General features: G+C 66.4%; 12 protein-coding genes and 1 pseudogene. 12 read left to right on the top strand and 1 reads right to left on the bottom strand.

All coding sequences use genetic code 11. The features are described 5' to 3' along the window. Nucleotides 1–14 precede the first annotated feature (14 nt). The 5 genes from ABL843_RS19550 to ABL843_RS19530 all read left to right on the top strand — a co-directional run bounded on the left by ABL843_RS19550 (nt 15) and on the right by ABL843_RS19530 (nt 6,450). Nucleotides 15–1,589 (top strand): MFS transporter, encoded by a 1,575-nt coding sequence (locus tag ABL843_RS19550; RefSeq protein WP_418116955.1) that lies wholly within the window; start codon nt 15–17, stop codon nt 1,587–1,589. Between the two features lie 49 nt (nt 1,590–1,638). Then, nucleotides 1,639–1,824 (top strand): hypothetical protein, encoded by a 186-nt coding sequence (locus ABL843_RS19545; protein ID WP_126021843.1) that lies wholly within the window; start codon nt 1,639–1,641, stop codon nt 1,822–1,824. A gap of 32 nt (nt 1,825–1,856) precedes the next feature. Beyond that, nucleotides 1,857–2,975 (top strand): chorismate synthase, encoded by a 1,119-nt coding sequence (aroC, locus tag ABL843_RS19540; RefSeq protein WP_418116953.1) that lies wholly within the window; start codon nt 1,857–1,859, stop codon nt 2,973–2,975. Next, a complete protein-coding gene (locus ABL843_RS19535) occupies nt 2,975–4,174 on the top strand; it encodes an MFS transporter (protein ID WP_184636803.1) in 1,200 nt (399 codons plus the stop codon). The genes aroC and ABL843_RS19535 overlap by 1 nt, the downstream gene beginning before the upstream one ends. Nucleotides 4,175–4,263: 89 nt before the next feature. Beyond that, complete coding sequence (locus tag ABL843_RS19530; RefSeq protein WP_418116951.1) at nt 4,264–6,450, top strand: LamG-like jellyroll fold domain-containing protein; 2,187 nt, start codon at nt 4,264–4,266, stop codon at nt 6,448–6,450. Between the two features lie 306 nt (nt 6,451–6,756). On the opposite strand, the pseudogene ABL843_RS19525 reads toward ABL843_RS19530, so the two are convergent. Beyond that, a pseudogene (locus tag ABL843_RS19525) lies at nt 6,757–6,924 on the bottom strand (hypothetical protein); the annotation flags it as partial. A 314-nt stretch (nt 6,925–7,238) separates the two neighbouring features. Between ABL843_RS19525 and ABL843_RS19520 the strand changes: the two are divergent. The 7 genes from ABL843_RS19520 to ABL843_RS19490 all read left to right on the top strand — a co-directional run bounded on the left by ABL843_RS19520 (nt 7,239) and on the right by ABL843_RS19490 (nt 17,222). Continuing rightward, entirely contained in the window at nt 7,239–10,247 is a 3,009-nt protein-coding gene (locus tag ABL843_RS19520; RefSeq protein WP_418116949.1) for a type VI secretion system Vgr family protein, read from the top strand. A gap of 75 nt (nt 10,248–10,322) precedes the next feature. Further along, on the top strand, nt 10,323–15,098 hold the full coding sequence (locus ABL843_RS19515; RefSeq protein WP_418116948.1) for an RHS repeat-associated core domain-containing protein: 4,776 nt from the start codon (nt 10,323–10,325) through the stop codon (nt 15,096–15,098). Between the two features lie 92 nt (nt 15,099–15,190). Then, nucleotides 15,191–15,589, top strand: coding sequence for a hypothetical protein (locus ABL843_RS19510; RefSeq protein WP_418116947.1), 399 nt, complete (start codon nt 15,191–15,193; stop codon nt 15,587–15,589). Beyond that, a complete protein-coding gene (locus tag ABL843_RS19505; RefSeq protein WP_418116945.1) occupies nt 15,586–15,924 on the top strand; it encodes a hypothetical protein in 339 nt (112 codons plus the stop codon). Before ABL843_RS19510 ends, ABL843_RS19505 begins: the two co-directional genes overlap by 4 nt. An 80-nt stretch (nt 15,925–16,004) precedes the next feature. Further along, nucleotides 16,005–16,259, top strand: a complete 255-nt coding sequence (locus ABL843_RS19500; RefSeq protein ID WP_369661713.1) for a hypothetical protein — start codon at nt 16,005–16,007, stop codon at nt 16,257–16,259. 26 nt (nt 16,260–16,285) lie between these two features. Beyond that, a complete protein-coding gene (locus ABL843_RS19495) occupies nt 16,286–16,780 on the top strand; it encodes a pentapeptide repeat-containing protein (RefSeq protein WP_413316405.1) in 495 nt (164 codons plus the stop codon). 46 nt (nt 16,781–16,826) lie between these two features. Continuing rightward, on the top strand, nt 16,827–17,222 hold the full coding sequence (locus tag ABL843_RS19490; protein WP_418116943.1) for a hypothetical protein: 396 nt from the start codon (nt 16,827–16,829) through the stop codon (nt 17,220–17,222). The last annotated feature ends 28 nt before the right edge of the window (nt 17,223–17,250 follow it).

Raw genomic sequence — 17,250 nt, 5'->3', positions numbered from 1 at the left:
TCGCCACGTAACGAATGAAGAACACCCCGCCGCCGGCCCGCGCCACGATGCGCGAGTGGATCGGCCTCGCCGTCATAGCGCTGCCCTGCATGCTCTATTCGATGGACCTCACGGTGCTGAACCTCGCGATCCCGTCGATCAGCGAAGAGCTCAAGCCCACGGCCTCGCAGCTGCTGTGGATCGTCGACATCTACGGCTTCTTCGTGGCCGGGCTGCTGGTCACCATGGGCACGCTGGGCGACCGCATCGGCCGGCGGCGCCTGCTGCTGATCGGCGCGGCGGCGTTCGGCGTCGCCTCGGTGCTTGCGGCGTTCTCGACCAGCGCCAGCATGCTCATCGCCACGCGGGCGCTGCTCGGCGTGGCGGGCGCGACGCTGGCGCCGTCCACGCTCTCGCTGATCCGCAACATGTTCCTCGATCCGGGGCAGCGCACCATCGCCATCGGCGTGTGGATCTCGAGCTATTCGGCCGGTGCCGTCATCGGCCCGGTGCTGGGCGGCGTGCTGCTGCAGTTCTTTCCGTGGGGCTCGGTGTTCCTGATCGGCGTGCCGGTGATGGTGCTGCTGCTGGTGCTCGGGCCCTTGCTGCTGCCCGAATACCGCGACCCCGACGCGGCCGGGCTCGACCTTGCCAGCGTGGCGCTCTCGCTGGGCGCGGTGCTGCCGGTGATCTACGGCGTCAAGCAGATCGCCGAGCATGGGCCGGACGTGGTGCCCGCGCTGTCTATCGCGCTGGGCCTGGCCCTGGGATGGGTGTTCGTGCGTCGGCAGCAGCGGCTGGTCGACCCGATGATCGACCTGGGCTTGTTCCGCCTGCCGGCCTTCACCGTCTCGCTCGGCGCCTACATGCTGGCCTGCTTCGTGATGTTCGGCATCTTCCTCTACAACGCCCAGTACCTGCAGCTGGTGCTGGGCCTCTCGCCCCTGCATGCCGGCCTCTGGAGCATGCCGGGGGCGGGCGCTTTCATCGTCGGCTCCATGGTCGTTCCGGCGCTGGTGCGGCGCATGCGGCCGGCCTTCGTGATGGGCGGCGGGCTGGCAGTGGCGGCGCTGGGCTTCGGCATGCTGGCCGTGCTGCCCGCGCAGGACGGGCTGGCCTGGATGGTGTGTAGCGCGGTCGTCTCCTCGCTCGGGCTGGCGCCAGTATTCACGCTGGCAACCGACCTGGTGGTGGGCAGCGCGCCTCCGGAGCGCGCGGGCGTGGCCTCGGCGATCTCCGAGACCAGCTCCGAATTCGGCGGGGCGCTGGGGATCGCGATCCTCGGGGCCATCGGCGCCGCGATCTACCGCGGCACCATGGCCGATGCCGTGCCCGCGGGTCTGGCGGGCGTTTCGGAGGTGGAAGCCGCCCGCAGCACGCTGGGTGGCGCGGTCGCGCTGGCCGGGCAGATCGGCGGGAGCGCAGGCGTTGAACTGCTCGACGCGGGCCGCGATGCCCTGATGCGCGGTATGCGGCTCACGGCGGGCGTTTGTGCCGCAGTGCTGCTGTTCGTGGCCGGGCTGGTGGCGATCCGGCTGCGCGGGGCGGGTGGCGCCGGGCAGGCGCTCCCCGTGGATTCCCCGAGTGCCGCCGCATTGCCGGAGCGCTGATGAAACCCCATACTGGGGCTTCCACGACGCGACCACCGGAGCCCCTTCCATGAGCAACGAACTGCGCAAGAAGCTGCACGACCTGGCCGAACTGGGCGACAAGGCCCCCGACCCGCAGACCAAGGCCCTCATCGAGGCGATCCGGCTCCAGACGGCGGTGCTGAACGAGCGGCTCTTCGCCATCGAGCTGCAGGTGGCGGCCCTGTCCAAACGGCTCGAAAGCACGACCGACTGAGAGGGGAGCGCTTTGGCGGGATAATCCCCGCCATGAGCGGCAACACCTTCGGAACTCTTTTCGCGGTCACCAATTTCGGCGAGTCGCATGGCCCGGCCATCGGCTGCGTCATCGACGGATGCCCCCCGGGCATGGAACTCAGCGAAGCTGACATCCAGGGCGACCTGGACCGCCGCCGCCCCGGCACCAGCCGCCACGTCACCCAGCGCAACGAGCCCGACGCCGTGCAGATCCTCTCGGGCGTGTACGAAGGCAAGACCACCGGCACCCCCATCGCGCTGCTGATCCAGAACACTGACCAGCGCAGCAAGGACTACGGCCAGATCGCCCAGCAGTTCCGCCCGGGCCACGCCGACTTCACCTACTGGAAGAAGTACGGCATCCGCGATCCTCGCGGCGGCGGGCGTTCCTCGGCACGGCTGACCGCGCCCATGGTCGCGGCCGGCGCGGTCGCCAAGAAATGGCTGGCCGAGAAGTACGGCATGGTGTTCCGCGGCTGCATGACGCAGATCGGCGAGATCGCCATTCCCTTCGAGAGCTGGGACCACGTACCCAACAACCCCTTCTTCGCCCCCATCGCCGACGTGAGCGCGCTGGAGGACTACATGGACCGCCTGCGCAAGGCCGGCGATTCGTGCGGCGCGCGCATCCGCGTGACCGCCTCGAACGTCCCGGTGGGTCTGGGCGAGCCGCTCTTCGACAAGCTCGACGCCGAGATCGCCTACGCGATGATGGGCATCAACGCGGTGAAGGCGGTGGAAATCGGCGCCGGCTTCGACAGCGTCACCCAGCGCGGCACCACGCACGGCGACTCGATCACGCCCACGGGCTTCGTCACCAACAACGCGGGCGGCATCCTCGGCGGCATCAGCTCGGGGCAGGACCTGGACGTGAGCATCGCGATCAAGCCCACCAGCTCGATCATCAGCCCGCGCCAGTCCATCGACATCCACAACAACCCGGTCGAGGTCGTCACCAAGGGCCGCCACGATCCGTGCGTGGGCATCCGCGCCACGCCCATCGCCGAGGCGATGCTGGCGCTGGTGGTGATCGAGCACGTGCTGCGCAACCGCGCGCAGTGCGGCGATGTGCCACAGGGGCCCCAGGGCAGCAAGACAGAAGCCGCGTCGCCGCAGGCGTCCTTCCTCTAGTGTCCGAGCCGCCACCAGTGGCCGCCGCCAGGCGCGGCCACCTGCTGGCATTCGCTGGTCTGTCGGCCAGCTATTTCGCGCACATCGGTTTCTTCAATCCTTACCTGCCGCTCTGGCTGAAGGACCTGGGGCTGCCGATCTTCACCATCAGCCTGCTGGCTTCGGTGCAGTCGATCACGCGCGTGTTCGCGCCCTATGCATGGGGCGCGCTCAGCGACCACACCGGGCAGCGCGTGAAGCTGCTGCGCTTCAGTGCGGCGGTGGCGCTGGCCAGTTCCTTCGGTCTCTGGTGGCACGGCGGTGCATGGTGGCTCGCGCTGGTGCTGCTCGTGATGTTCACCCACACCAGCTCGATGATGTCGCTCACCGAGGCCGCTATGGCGCAACTGGTGGCCGGCGACTGGGGGCGCTACGGCCGCATCCGGCTGTGCGGCTCGGCCGGTTTCCTGCTCACGGTGTTCGTGGCGGGGGAGTGGTTCGACCGCTTCGGCATGAAGCACTTTCCGGCATGGGCTGCGGGCACGCTTGCCATCGTGCTGATCGCGACGATGAAGCTGCCCGACGTTCGCGAGCCTCCGGCCGCGCACGGCACGGTGAAGGAGCCCATCGGACCTGTGCTGCGCAACCGCTCGGTGCAGTGGTTCTTCGCGTCGCTCTTCTTCCAGGTGATGTCGCACTTCTCGGTGTACGCGTTCTTCTCGCTGTACCTCGATTCGATCGGCTACGGAAAGAGCACCATCGGCCTGCTGTGGGCGCTGTCGGTGGTGGCGGAGATCGTGTGGTTCTTCCTGCAGGGCAGGCTCATCGGCCTGATGCCGATGCCGCGCTGGATGCTGGTGTGCGGCATCGCGGCCGTCGCGCGGCTCGGGTTGACTGCGGGCCTGGGCGGTTGGATCGCGGCGCTCGTCGTGGCGCAGTGGCTTCACGCGCTGAGCTTCGCGGCGCACCACACGACCTGCATCGCGGTGGTCTCGCGCCGATTCCCCGGCCATCTGCGCGGGCGAGGGCAGGCGCTGTTCACGGTTATCGGCTATGGCTTCGGTGGCGTGCTGGGTGTTCTGCTCGGTGGTGCTGTCGCGCAGGCGTTTGGATATCGCACGATGTTTACAGCTGCGGCCCTGCTGGCGGTGCTTGGCAGTGTGTGTGCGTGGCGGGTGATGAAGTTGGATCGGATGGAGCGCGCGGTCAGGACCTCCTGATCTCCCGACAAAGTGTCATGGGCCTTACATGCCCACGTCACCGCGGATTTTTACGCTGCGCGCTCCGTAATCTTTTCTCCTAATTTCTCATGTCCGTTTCAGACGACTCGCGCGGCGCACGCACGCCGCGTCTCCTTGCTCCTGCCGCATCGAACGCCTCAGAACAGAACAACGACAACAACACGCCGCCGCGCCGCCAGGTGCTGAAGCTCGGGGCTTCGCTTCTGACGGTCGGCAGCAGCGGCGCCTTGCTCGCGGCATGCGGCGGCGGTGGAGGCGACGGGCCGGCTCTCGGTCCATTCCCGGCTTCGACGCCTGCACCGGCGCCCGCGCCGGCGGCAACGCCCGCTCCGCCCGCGGCAGCCGCCAAGATCTCGAGCTTCTCGATCGCTGTGATGCCCGACACGCAGTTCTATGCGCGCTATGCCACGGCGGCCGAAAGCGACCAGTACAACAAGCGCTTCGGCAGCGCTCCTTTCGCAGCGCAGACGAAGTGGATCGCCGACAACGCCAAGGGACTGAACATACCTTTCACCATCCACCTCGGCGACGTGGTCGACCAGGTCGGCAAGCCCGACCAGTGGAAGGTTGCCGATGCCGCCATGAAGATCCTTGAAGATGCGAAGCTGCCCTACAGCGTGCTGGCCGGCAACCACGACGTGCTGAGGGACGTCGACTACAGCGTCGATTCAGTCGGCGGCACCGACAAGGACCGCACCCCTGCCAACGAACCCTACATCCAGTGGTTCGGCACCGAGCGCGCGAAGAAGCAGGCCACCTTCGGCGAGCGCGACACCAGCGGCTTCCACGAGTACCACGTGTTCGAAGCCCAGGGCCAGAAGTTCATGGTGCTGTCGCTGTCGTGGCGCATTTCCGATGCCGGCATTGCATGGGCCCGCCAGGTGATCAGGAAGAACCCGACGCTGCCGGTGATCCTGGTGAACCACCAGTTGCTCAACATCGCGCCCGATGGCACGAGCCCGCTCGAAACCGACTACGGCAAGATGCTGTGGGAGAAGCTGATCCGCGACAACGACCAGATCTTCATGACGCTCAACGGCCACCACCATGGCGCCGCGCACCTCACGAAGATCAACGACTTCGGCCGCAAGGTCGAGGAGATGGTGGTCGACTACCAGATGGCCTACCAGGGCGGCAACGGCCTCATGCGCCTGTACGAGTTCGACCTGACCAACAAGAAGATCAAGGTGCTGTCGTTCTCGCCGTGGGTTCCGCAGAAGCCGGCGGCCACGCTCAACAGCTTCGACCAGGCGGTGCTCACCACTGCCAACGAGGCCTTCACCATCGACATGGATTTCGCCCAGCGCTTCTCAGGCTTCAACAAGAGCTTCGGTGCCGGCAGCGCCACCATCGAAGGCTCGCTGGTGGACAAGGCCCGCGCGATGATCCTTGCGAACTACAAGGAACCGGCGACGCTCGTGCAGCGGCCGGCCACGAATTCGGACGACTACCCCAAGGTCGCGAACACGCTGGCGCACTGGCGCTTCTTCGGCGGCACGGCCAACCAGCCAGTGCTGCCGGGCACGGTCATCGCCGACGTCGCGGGCAGCAATCCGCTGCACCGCGATGCGCTGAATCAGGGGGGCGTCGTCGGTGCGACAGATGGCGACATCGTGTGGACGGACGACCGTCACTACCTCTCGGCCGCGCCGGGGTCGGTACGTTTCCTGAATACCAACAAGAACACGCCTCGCCTGAGCTATTTCCTTACCGATGCTGCGGCGCCGATCAACGCGCAGACGCTGGAGAACGGCTACACCATCGAGGCATTCATCAAGATCGACAAGAGCTGGACCAGCGCCAACCAGGCGTGGATGAACATCATGACGCGCGACGGCAAGCGCGGCGACCTGGCCGGCTATTCGGGCGGAGACCCCGAATCGCCTCCGATGCTGTTCGCCATCTCGAGCCTGCGCGAAGTGCAATGGGAAGTAACTCCGAGCCCTGCCGGTACCCGGTCGCCCAAGGCCAACTGGTCGGGCGAGGTCATTGCCGACCGCTGGGTGCACATCGCGATCGTGAACGATCCCGTGTCGCACGACACCACCATGTACGTGGAAGGAGCCCCGGTGCTGCGCAATGCGTCCGCCATTCCGGGCCTTGCCACGCTTTCGGCCACCTCGCCATGGGTCGTGGGCGGCGGCTCGTGGGACGGCGCGCGCGCCGATGGCTTCTTCGGCAACATCGGCGAAGTCCGCGTCGTGGCAGCAGCACTGACCCCTGCCCAGTGGCTCACGGCACGCAAGCCGGCATAAGCAGAGGCTCCGGCCTTCCCGCGATCAGTGAGTGATGCGGGGAGGCTGCTTTCTCCTATTTCTTCCTGCCGGTCTTTCCCGTCTTCGCTGTCTTCCCCGCCTTCGCGGCACCCTTGCCGTTCTCCTTCTCGAACATCGCAAAGTACTCCGAAGCCAGCTTCCGCAGCGATCGCCCGGTGTTCGCGTAGTCGTATTCGTTGAGATTCGCCAGCGACACCCGCCCGGCAGCACACGATGCCGGTTTCCTCGGCGACGCGGCTGACCGAATCGGGGTCCACTTCCGGCGGCGGCCGAGCTCACGGTACAGCGCCTCCCTGCGGCGCCGACGACGAGGGCGGCAATCAATGTGCCGCAGATGCCGCCGAGCTGAATGGGGCCGAAGCGGATCTGGCCCACTGCATAGCCAATGGCGAGCACGAGGAATAGCGCAATTTCGGACTGGTTTCCGAGTATTTCGACCAGACCGCCAATCACGAATCAGATCCCTTGCCCGGAATGTGCTTGCAGGCGGGGCGCAGCCTCAATTGGCCGGTGGCCGGTTCGGAGGGCGCCGTAATTCATTCGAATCTCACCAGCGTGACTGCGGACACCGGCAGCCATGGATCGCGAACTTTATGCTGATTCGAAGAATCGTCTATTTTTCGCATTGGTTCTTGCGATAAATCAACACTTAGAATAATTGTGAAAATATGCATCAGGGAGGTGAGCATGCCGCTCAATTTGCAAACAATATTCTTATCAATTGAATTTCAATTAGGCGGTTTGTCTTATCTGCAAGCCGAGGCTCAATGACCCGGCGCGTCAATATCGAGACGCCCGCAGGCGAGGCACTGCAATTCCGCCAGCTGGTAGGCCGCGAAGCGCTGAGCCAGCTGTACGCCTTCGACGTCGAACTGCTGGGCAACAGCAACGCCATCGACCCCAAGAGCCTGCTGGGCAAGGCCTGCAACGTGTCGGTGGAGACCGAAGGCGGGGTGAGGTACCTGGGCGGTATCGCCACCCGCTTCGGATTGCAGCAGGAGGATGCGCGCCACTCCTTCTACCGCCTGCGCCTTCGCCCCTGGCTGTGGCTGGCCACGCGGCGCAGCGACTTCCGCATCTTCCAGGGCAAGAGCGTTCCCGAGATCGTCATGGAAGTGCTCGGGCGTTATGGCCATCCCATCGAGCAGAAGCTCAGCCGCGGCGACTACCGGCGCTGGGATTACTGCGTGCAGTACCACGAGAGCGACTTCGACTTCGTCTCGCGCCTGTGCGAACTCGAAGGCATCTACTACCACTTCCGGCATGAGGCCAGCCAGCACGTGCTCGTTTTCGCCGACGACATCGCCAATTCCCACAGCCCGCTGCCCGGCGGCGAGGAGGTGCGCTACCACCCGCTCGAGAAGTCCGGCATGGGCCAGCGCGAGCGCATCTACGCGTGGGAGATCGCCGAGGAGGTGCGCTCGGGCCATCACTACAACGACGACTACGACTTCGAGAAGCCCAAGGCCGAACTCTCGCACCTGCGCCAGATGCCCCCGGGGCATGACCACGACGCCTTCGAGAACTACGAATGGCCCGGCGGTTTCGTGCAGCACGGCGACGGCGAGACCTACGCGCGCATCCGCAACGAGGAGCAGCTCAGCCAGCGCAGCCGCGTCACGGGCCGTGCCAATCTGCGCGAGCTGGCCACCGGCCACACCCTGCGCCTGACCGGCCACCCCAAGGCCGACCAGAACCAGCAGTACCTGCTCGTGGGCGTGAGCTACCACCTGCAGGAGAACCTGCAGGCCAGCGAAGGCGTGGAAGGGACCGAAGGCTCCGTGCAGCGCTTCGCCTTCGAGGCCCAGCCCACCAGCTACGCATGGCGCGCACCGCGCACCACGCCCAAGCCGCGCACGCGCGGTCCGCAGACCGCCATGGTCGTGGGCCCGGCGGGCGAGGAGATCTGGACCGACCAGTACGGGCGCATCAAGGTGCAGTTCCACTGGGATCGCCTCGGACAGGACAACGAGAACTCCAGCTGCTGGGTGCGCGTTTCAACCGCGTGGGCCGGCGCCACCTTCGGCATGACCAGCGTGCCGCGCGTCGGCATGGAGGTGATCGTCGACTTCCTCAACGGCGACCCCGACTACCCCATCGTCACTGGCTGCGTGCACAACGCCGACACCATGCCGTCGTGGGAGCTGCCGGGGCAGAAGCACCTGTCGGGCATCCGCAGCCGGGAGCTCGGAGGCGGACGCGGCAACCACCTCGTGCTGGACGACACGCAGGGCAAGATCCAGGCGCAGCTGCGCAGCGACCACCAGTCCAGCCAGCTGAGCGTGGGGCACATCGGCCGCATCGAGGACACGGCAGGGCGCAAGGAGCCGCGCGGGCAGGGCTTCGAGCTGCGCACCGACGGGCATGGCGTGTTGCGTTCGGGCAAGGGCCTGCTCGTGACCACCGAGGCCCGGCCGAATGCGCAGGCGCATGCCACCGACATGGGCGAGACGGTGGGCCGCCTCACGCAGGCGCGCGATCTGCACGAAGGCCTCAGCGGCCTGGCCCAGGGCGCGCAGGCCCATGAAGCCGGCGACCAGGACGAAGTCACCACGAGCATCAAGGAACAGAACGACGCCATCAAGGGCCAGGGCGGCAACCGCGAGCAGGGCGATTTCCCCGAGTTCCAGGAGTCGCACCTGACGCTGGCCAGCGCCAAGGGCCTGCAGACCGTGGCGCAGGGCTCGACGCACGTCGTGAGCAACGAGCACACCGCGCTCACCAGCGGCGGTCATACGAGCGTGAGCGCGGGCAAGAGCATGCTGGTCAGCGTGCAGAGCGCGATCCGCATGTTCGCCGCCAAGGCCGGCATGCGGCTCGTGGCTGCGGGCGCGGACATCGACATCAAGGCGCTGAAGGACAGCGTCAACGTGCTGGCCAAGCTCAACATCACGCAGACCGCCAACAAGATCACCATCCAGGCGAAGGAAGAAGTGGTCATCAACGGCGGCTCCAGCTACAGCCGCTGGAGCTCGGGCGGCATCGAGCACGGCACGGCCGGCACATGGCGCGAGCATGCCGCCGTCCACAGCCTCGTGGGGCCGGCCAACGACGGCAAGCCCGCGCTGCCCAACCCGCCGCCGGTGCCCAAGGGCCAGCTCGACCTCTATCACCAGTACATCAAGCCGACCGGCGAAAAGCGCCAGGGCGTGGCGCAGGGCGATTTCACCGTGGTGGATTCGGAAGGCGGCACGCACGCCGGCACCTTCGACCGCAACGGCTTCGCGACGGTGTCGGGCCTGCCCATCGGCACCGCCAAGGTCACGTTCGGCAAGGACCCGCGAGACCCTTGGGAAGAAGGCAGCTATTACGGTACGCCGGAGGATTGGAAGGCGAAAGGCGCAACCGGCGCGGCCGCCGGCGGAGCGGGCGGGGGCGTGTCGGGCATCTCCGGCATCTCCGGCCTCGTGGGCAACGCTGCCGGACTGGCCGGCTCTGCGGGCGGCGCCGCAGGAGCCCTCGCAGGCGTGGCCGGCATGGGCAGCAAGGCGGCGAGTGCGCTGAACCAGGTCACGCAAGCGGCCGGCGTCGCGCAGCAGGCCGTGGGCGCGGCGCAGGCGATCCAGCAGGGCGGCGCCAAGGCGCTGCTCGGCCAGGCGAGCCAGGCGGCGACCGGCATGGCGATCCAGGCGGTCGGTGCCAAGCTAGGCCCGATGGGCGTGCCGATCACCGGCGTGATGAGCGGCATCGCTTCCGGCGGTATGAAGCAGCCAGGCATCGCCACCGCAGTTGCAAATCCAGTCGCCACAGGCCGGACGCCTGGCTTCGCAGGCTGACCCTGCCTAGTCGCCCCGAATGGCCCTCCAGCGGGCCACCCAACCTGAAACGAGAGTTCGAGAGAAAAAGAAAAAATGGCAGAACAGGAGGCGGCGTCGAAGCCGCAGGCAACGCAGCGCGAGCCGCAGACGGCGGTGGCGCCACTGAACACGATCGTGAAGGAAGACGTCGCCGCCGCCAGCAAGGCGGTGGACGACTGGCTGCGCTCGTTCAGCGGCGGCTACGTGACGCTGGAGCGATTGACGATGGTGCTGGGCAGCATCCCGATCGTGGGCAACATCATGGCGCTGGTGGATGTGTTCCTGGACATCATCAACATCGTCGAGAAGAAGGCCAAGGACGGTGTCGACGCGTTCCTGAACTGGGTGAGCCTGGGCATCAACCTGATCGGGCTGATCCCGGTACCGCCGAGCATGGCTGCGGCGCGCATGAGCCTGCGCCCGACGCTGCACCTGGTGAGGCAGCAACTGAAGACGGCGGCCTCGAACCTGGGTGAGGCGATCGTGACCACGCTGGTGGGTCACCTGAACGCCACCATCATGGGCGAGCTGGACACGTTCATCGACGGAGCCATCGCCAAGCTCGACGGCATCCTGAAGAGCTGCGCCGATCTTGCGGACAAGATCATCGACAACCTGGTGGACATCCTGCGTCGGGTGCTGGGTCAGAAGGACCTGTTCACGGTGGGCACGCCGCCGTCGCCGGAGACCAGGGTGCACGACCCGAAGACGCAGAGCACCTGGAGCCGGATGTGGGGCGCTGCGGTGCGCTACTCGAAGCAGTCGGCGAACTACGTGGCGAAGGCGGCTGCGAGCCAGCTGCCCGATGGCGTAGCGAGCAGGGTCAACGGCGTGATCACGCAAATGCTGGACTTCAAGCGGCTGCTGAGAGGGCAGCTGTCGAGGCTGGCGGACAAGGAGGCGCAGGCCAGCATCATGTGGCTGCTGCACAAGCTGCGGGATGCGCTGCTGAAGAAGAAGGGCAGGAGGGCCGCGATCGTGCCGCCGCAGGCGGGGGCGGTTGCCCAGAAGGACAAGCCCGGTGACCAGTTGGGGCACATCAGCAAGCAGGCGCCCGCGAACGGGCGAGGGTGCAGCATCAAGAACGGTCCGGCGCCGGTGCGCAAGGGCGGCTCCATCAGTCTCGCTCTCGGGGATGAGAGCTTCACCCACACCGATTTCGTTCTCGCAGCGCCGCTGCCGATCGAATGGGCGCGTACCTACGCCAGCGACCTCGACGCCTTCGACCGCGGCAGCCTGGGCGCACGCTGGATCACCCCCTACAGCATGCGCGTGGACCTCGCCACGCCCATGCGAGGCGCGCGCCAGGGCCAGCCCAGCCTCGTCTACCACGCCGCCGACGGCCGCAGCCACGCCTACCCGTTGCTGGCCGTGGGCCAGAGCTATTTCGACGCGATCGAGGAAGTCCGCGTCTCGCGCCTGAGCGAGAGCCTGCTGGTGCTTGACTTCGGCAAGCTTCTGCCCGAAGGCGAGCAGAGCGAGTGGCGCGAGATCTACGAGTACGTCGACAGCAAACAACCCCATTTCCGGCTGGTCACGCAGCAGGCCAAGGACGGCATGGCCATCGGCCTGCGCTACGACCACGTCATCGCGGCAACGGGCGAGCGCGTGCTCAGCGACGTCATCAGCAAGCACGGAGAAGTCGTCATGGCGCATGTGGGCACCAAGCCCGATGCGCAGACCGGGCTCATCCAGTCACTGTGGGAGCTCAAGGACGGCCAGGTCGTGCGCCAACTCGCCGGCTACGCGCACGACGGCGAGCGCGACCTCGTCGCCGCGCAGGACGAAGACGGCGCCAGCTGGAGCTACACCTACAGCCACCACCTGGTGACCCGCTACACCGACCGCACAGGCCGGGGCATGAACCTCGAGTACGACGGCACCGGCCCCGACGCCAAGGCCGTGCGCGAGTGGTCCGACGACGGCAGCTTCGCGCTGAAGCTGGAGTGGGACCGCAACATCCGCCTGACCTACGTGACCGATGCGCTGGGTGGCGAGACCTGGCACTACTACGACATCCAGGGCTACACCTACCGCATCATCCATCCGGACGGGCTTCAGGAGTGGTTCTTCCGCGACGACGCGAAGAACATCACGCGCCACGTGCATACCGACGGCACGACGGACGACTACACCTACGACGCCGACGGCAACCTGCAGACGCACACCCGAGCCGATGGCAGCCGGGTGCACTACGAATACGACAGCCTGCACCGGCTCACGGGCATCCGCGATGCGGAGGGCGGCGTGTGGAAGCGCGACTACGACGCGCAGGGCCATCTCGCGGAAGAGATCGATCCGCTGGGCCACAAGACCGAGTACGCCTACGACAAGGCGGGCAGGCCCGTGCGCATCACCGATGCGAAGGGCGGCACGAAGCTGATGAGCTACACGCCTCGCGGTCGGCTCGCGAGCCTCACCGATTGCTCGGGCAAGACCAGCCGCTGGAGCTACGACGATCGCGGCCGACTCGCCACGGCCGTCGATCCGGCGGGCAACGTCACGCGCCATCTCTACAGCCTTCCGCAGGAAGACGCGGTACTGCGTGCCCAAGGCAGCGTGCCGGGCCTGCTCCACGAGCTCGTGCTGCCCGACGGCACGCGCGAGCAGACACTGCACGACCCCGAGGGACGCATGCTCGCGCATGTCGACGGGCTCGGGCGCCGCACGCACTACAGCTACAACCGCGCAGGGCTCATCGCCGGCCGCACCGATGCCGACGGGCATTCGCTCAGGTACCAGTGGGATCTGCTGGGTCGTCTTGTCGAATTGCGCAACGAGAACGGCAGCCGCCACAGCCTGCGCTATGACCCCGTGGGCCGGCTGCTGGAGAAGACCGACTTCGCCCGCCGGACCACGCGGTACCGCTACGAAGAAAGCACCGGCCGGCTCGCCGAGGTCGACGCGGGCGGGCGAGTGGTGCAGTTGCAGGCCGATGCCATGGGCAGGATGACCGAGCGGTCCGCTGGCGGCCAGGTCGAGCGCTTCGCCTTCGACCGCAATGGACGCATGGTCGAGGCATCCAACAACGACGCGCGCCTGCAGTGGTTCTACGACCCGGCCGGCAACCTGACGCGCGAGCATCAGCACGATCTGCAGGCCGGGCGCACCGCGATATGGCAGCACCGCTACGACGCACTCAACCAGCGCGTCGCCACGATCCGCCCCGACGGCCACACGACCCAATGGCTCACCTACGGTTCGGGCCACGTGCACGGCCTGCTGCTCGACGGGCAGGACATCCTCGGCTTCGAGCGCGACGACCTCCATCGCGAAGTGGTGCGCGAGCAGCGCAACGGCCTGACCCAGAAGCTGCGTTACGACAACGCAGGACGTCGGCTGGAGCAGCAGGTCGTGCCGGGCCAGGCGAGCGCACCCGGCGCGCTGCAGCTGCAGCGCACCTACGGCTACGACAAGGCGGGGCAGCTCGTCGCCATCGGCGACAGCCATCATGGCAACCTCGACTACCGTTACGACCCGGTCGGCCGCCTTGTCGAGGCCAGCAGCCGGTTCGGCCGCGAGACCTTCGCCTTCGATCCAGCGGGCAACATCGCCGAGCCCGATGGTGCGAGCGCAGCAAGCCGGGCTCCTGCCGTTCCCTTGCTCGACAACCTGCTCAAGGCCTATGCCGGCGTCCGCTATCGCTACGACGAGCACGGCCACATGGTCGAGCGCGTGTACAACGGCCGGGCGACCACCTTCGCGTGGGACGGTTTCGGGCGCCTGAGTTCCGCCACGGACCAAGACGGCACGCAAACCTCGTTCGCCTATGACCCGCTGGGGCGTCGCATTTCCAAGCGTTCGCGAGACAGCATCACCCGATTCGGCTGGGATGGCGACACGCTCGCCTTCGAGAGCACGCAGAGCCTCGCCGCGGAGCAGGAAGACGACGGACGCGGCTGGAGCGTGCACTACGTCCACGAGCCGCGCTCCTTCGCTCCGCTGGTTCAACTGCGCCAGGCGCATGCGATCGTGCCGGGCAGGACGCCCGACGTGCGGGAACTCATGGCCGCCAACGGTGGCGCCTACGACATCGAGCAGGATCCGCTTTGGAACGGCGAACTCCAGCCGGGGCAGCGCAGCTTCGAGGCGGACGAGATCGCCTTCTATCAGTGCGACCACCTCGGCACGCCCCGGGACCTGACCGATCATGAAGGCCGGGTCGGATGGTCGGCTCAGTACAAGGCCTGGGGCGAAGCGCGCGAGGTCATCAGCGAGGCGGGGCGACGTGCCGGCATCGTGAATCCGATCCGCTTCCAGGGGCAGTACTTCGATGCCGAAACGGGGCTGCACTACAACCGCTACCGCTACTACGATCCGGCGAGCGGCCGGTATGTCTCGCCCGACCCGCTGGGGCTCGCGGGCGGCCTCAACCTGTATGCGTACGTCGGCGGCAACCCCGTGCGCGGCATCGATCCGCTGGGACTGGTCGACATCAACCTGTTCCCGCACAACGAGGCTATCCGCCAATCGGCAGACAACATCCCGAGCCCGCCCGGCACCTTCACGGTCGGCTCCCACGGCAATCCGAGCATCATGACCGACACCGCGCTCAAGGGCATCACCCCTGCGCAAATGGCGCAGCGGATCAAGGCGCATCCGTCGTATACGGAAGGCCAGCAGGTTCAGCTTATGTCATGCGAGACCGGCAAGGGAACGGACCCCTACGCGCAGAAACTGGCCAACGAGCTCAATGCGCCTGTCGTGGCGCCCGACAAGCTCCTGTGGATCTGGCCCCACGGCGCCTACAAGCCTGCTGGCCAGAAGGCCGACGGAAGCATGGACACCGCCGATCCCGGCGTCTGGCATACCTTCAACCCCAAGCCATGAAGAACATCGATCTCAGGTTCGGCACGAAGCTGGCAGTGCTTCTTCCTCTTCTTCTGAACCTCCCAGTCTCTTACGCAACGGAGAACCAAGCCATGGACAAGCCCGACGCCGCACCAGCCTCTTCTTCTTCTTCTTCTTCTTCTTCGCCCATCTCGGGTGCGCAGTCCTACGCGCTGACAGATGCGCAACGAGCCGAACTGATCACGAAGGCCGAGGCCGGTGACGCCGAGGCCGCGTTCCGTCTCTCGCTGTACTACACCTTCACGTCTTCCGACGACGTTCAGCGCATCCGCTGGCTGACGATCGCGGCCAAGGCCGGACACGTCGTCGCGCAGCACAACCTGGCCTACGACCTCTACATGGGCGGCAAGGACCTCGCCGAAGCCGCGCATTGGGCGGCGGAGTCGTCGAAGAGCGGCAATGCGGAGGCAGGAGATCTGCTCAAGGAGATCGAAGCGGCCCGCGCGAAGGCCCGGGGCTCGCGTCCGTGAGCGACGGCCTCGATGGTTCGGCCGCGCCGCTCTTCGAGATCGAGCCGCCGGATCGGCTGCTGCTCAACACCCCGGTGGTGATCGCATTGGGCAACGCTTTCAGGCTGTTCGAGAGGACCGGGCAAGACCTGAATAACTTCGATGTCCGCATTGCCGAAAGGCGGAAAGAGAACGGCGAGGACGAAGACGGTGTCGACACCATCGGCATAGCCTTCTCTGCCAAGCTGCCGCCCGGGCAGAAGGGACTTGGCAACGCCAGCAGGTTGGGGCGGTCGATCATGTACATCGCCTCGAGGATCACGGGCGAAATGCTTCGGGAGCGAGGAAGCAGGTAGTGGTCCCGACGCTGGGACTGTTTCAAAAGACGCCGCGACCGACCGAGTCTGTGGCTTTCAATTTTGAAAGGGAGAAAAGAATGAACGAAATCATCGAAGTCGATGGCCTGGTAGCACAGGCGATTGCAGTGGCCTGGGAGGATGGAAGGTCTTCTGGCCTGCGGCTCGAGAACTACAAGCTTGTGCTGGTCGATGCATCCGACGGATACCGGGTTACGTGGGAAGCGTCGAACAAGCCGCAGGGTCATCGCGGTGCCCTGCCGGGCCTGGCGGAACCGCAACTGCTGATCGACAAGTTCAGCGGCCGAGTCCTTCAGAAGCATCTGTCTCGCTGAAGAGATAGCCAACCGAGGGGCATCGAGTGTCTTCCCAGATCATCATCCTCGCCCACGACATGTGGCGCAAAGGCGCTGGCGGTGCTCCCGCCGGGCTCGTCGGCCAGGCCGACAGCTTCGCCTACGCGGGGCTCGACCTGGGCCTTGCCCAGTTCGCCGCAACGACCTTCGCAGGCACGAGCTTCACCGCCACCAGCTTCAAGCAGGCGGGCTGGAGCGGCTGCCAGTTCACGGGCTGCAGCTTCACCCAGTGCGACTTCAGCAGCATCTCGATCACCGGCTGCACGTTCATCAATTGCAGCTTCACGGGCGCGAACTTCGATGGCGCGAGCATCGGAAGCAGCACCTTCCGCCAGTGCCAGTGGGACGACATCAGCTTCGCGGGCGGCAGCTGGAATGACGTCGGCGTGCTGGACTGCAGCGGCACCGTGGTGCATGCGCAGGGGCTGCAGGGACGCAGCGTGGACTTCACCGGCAGCACCTTCGAGCAGCTCGAGTTCCAGGGCGCCAACATCAACTGAGCCCTGAGGGGCAACCACATCCCATCACTTCATCGATTCCATGTTCATGAAAAACATCAAGACCGTATTCGTCGCCGCTGCTTTCCTCGGCGCTGCTTCCTTGTGTGCCGCGCAAGCCGAGACGAAAACCACGCTGACCAAGCTTCACCAGAGCTACGAGAAACAGGGCCGCCGTGCGCTTGGCATGCCGGAATACGGCAAGCGCGTGCAGTTCCCGGCGGTGGTTGTCGAGGCATCCGATTCCTTCGGCGGTACGTCGCTGATCCGCGCCGCCGATGTGCGCGGCAGCCAGGAGCTGGCGCGCCTGACCCCGGCGGACGACGCACAGAACCAGAAGATGGGTGAGATGCGCAGCGGTGCGAAGTTCACCGCGAGCTGCGAGGTCGGCTTCGCGATGGGGTCGGCGTTTCTCACGATGAAGGACTGCGTGATCCGGCCCTGAAGAGCACGGATTCACAGCACAGCCAGGG

This window comes from Variovorax sp. 350MFTsu5.1, from assembly GCF_048302515.1.
GTDB lineage: Bacteria > Pseudomonadota > Gammaproteobacteria > Burkholderiales > Burkholderiaceae_C > Variovorax > Variovorax guangxiensis.
This window is presented reverse-complemented; position numbering and strand designations above follow the sequence as displayed.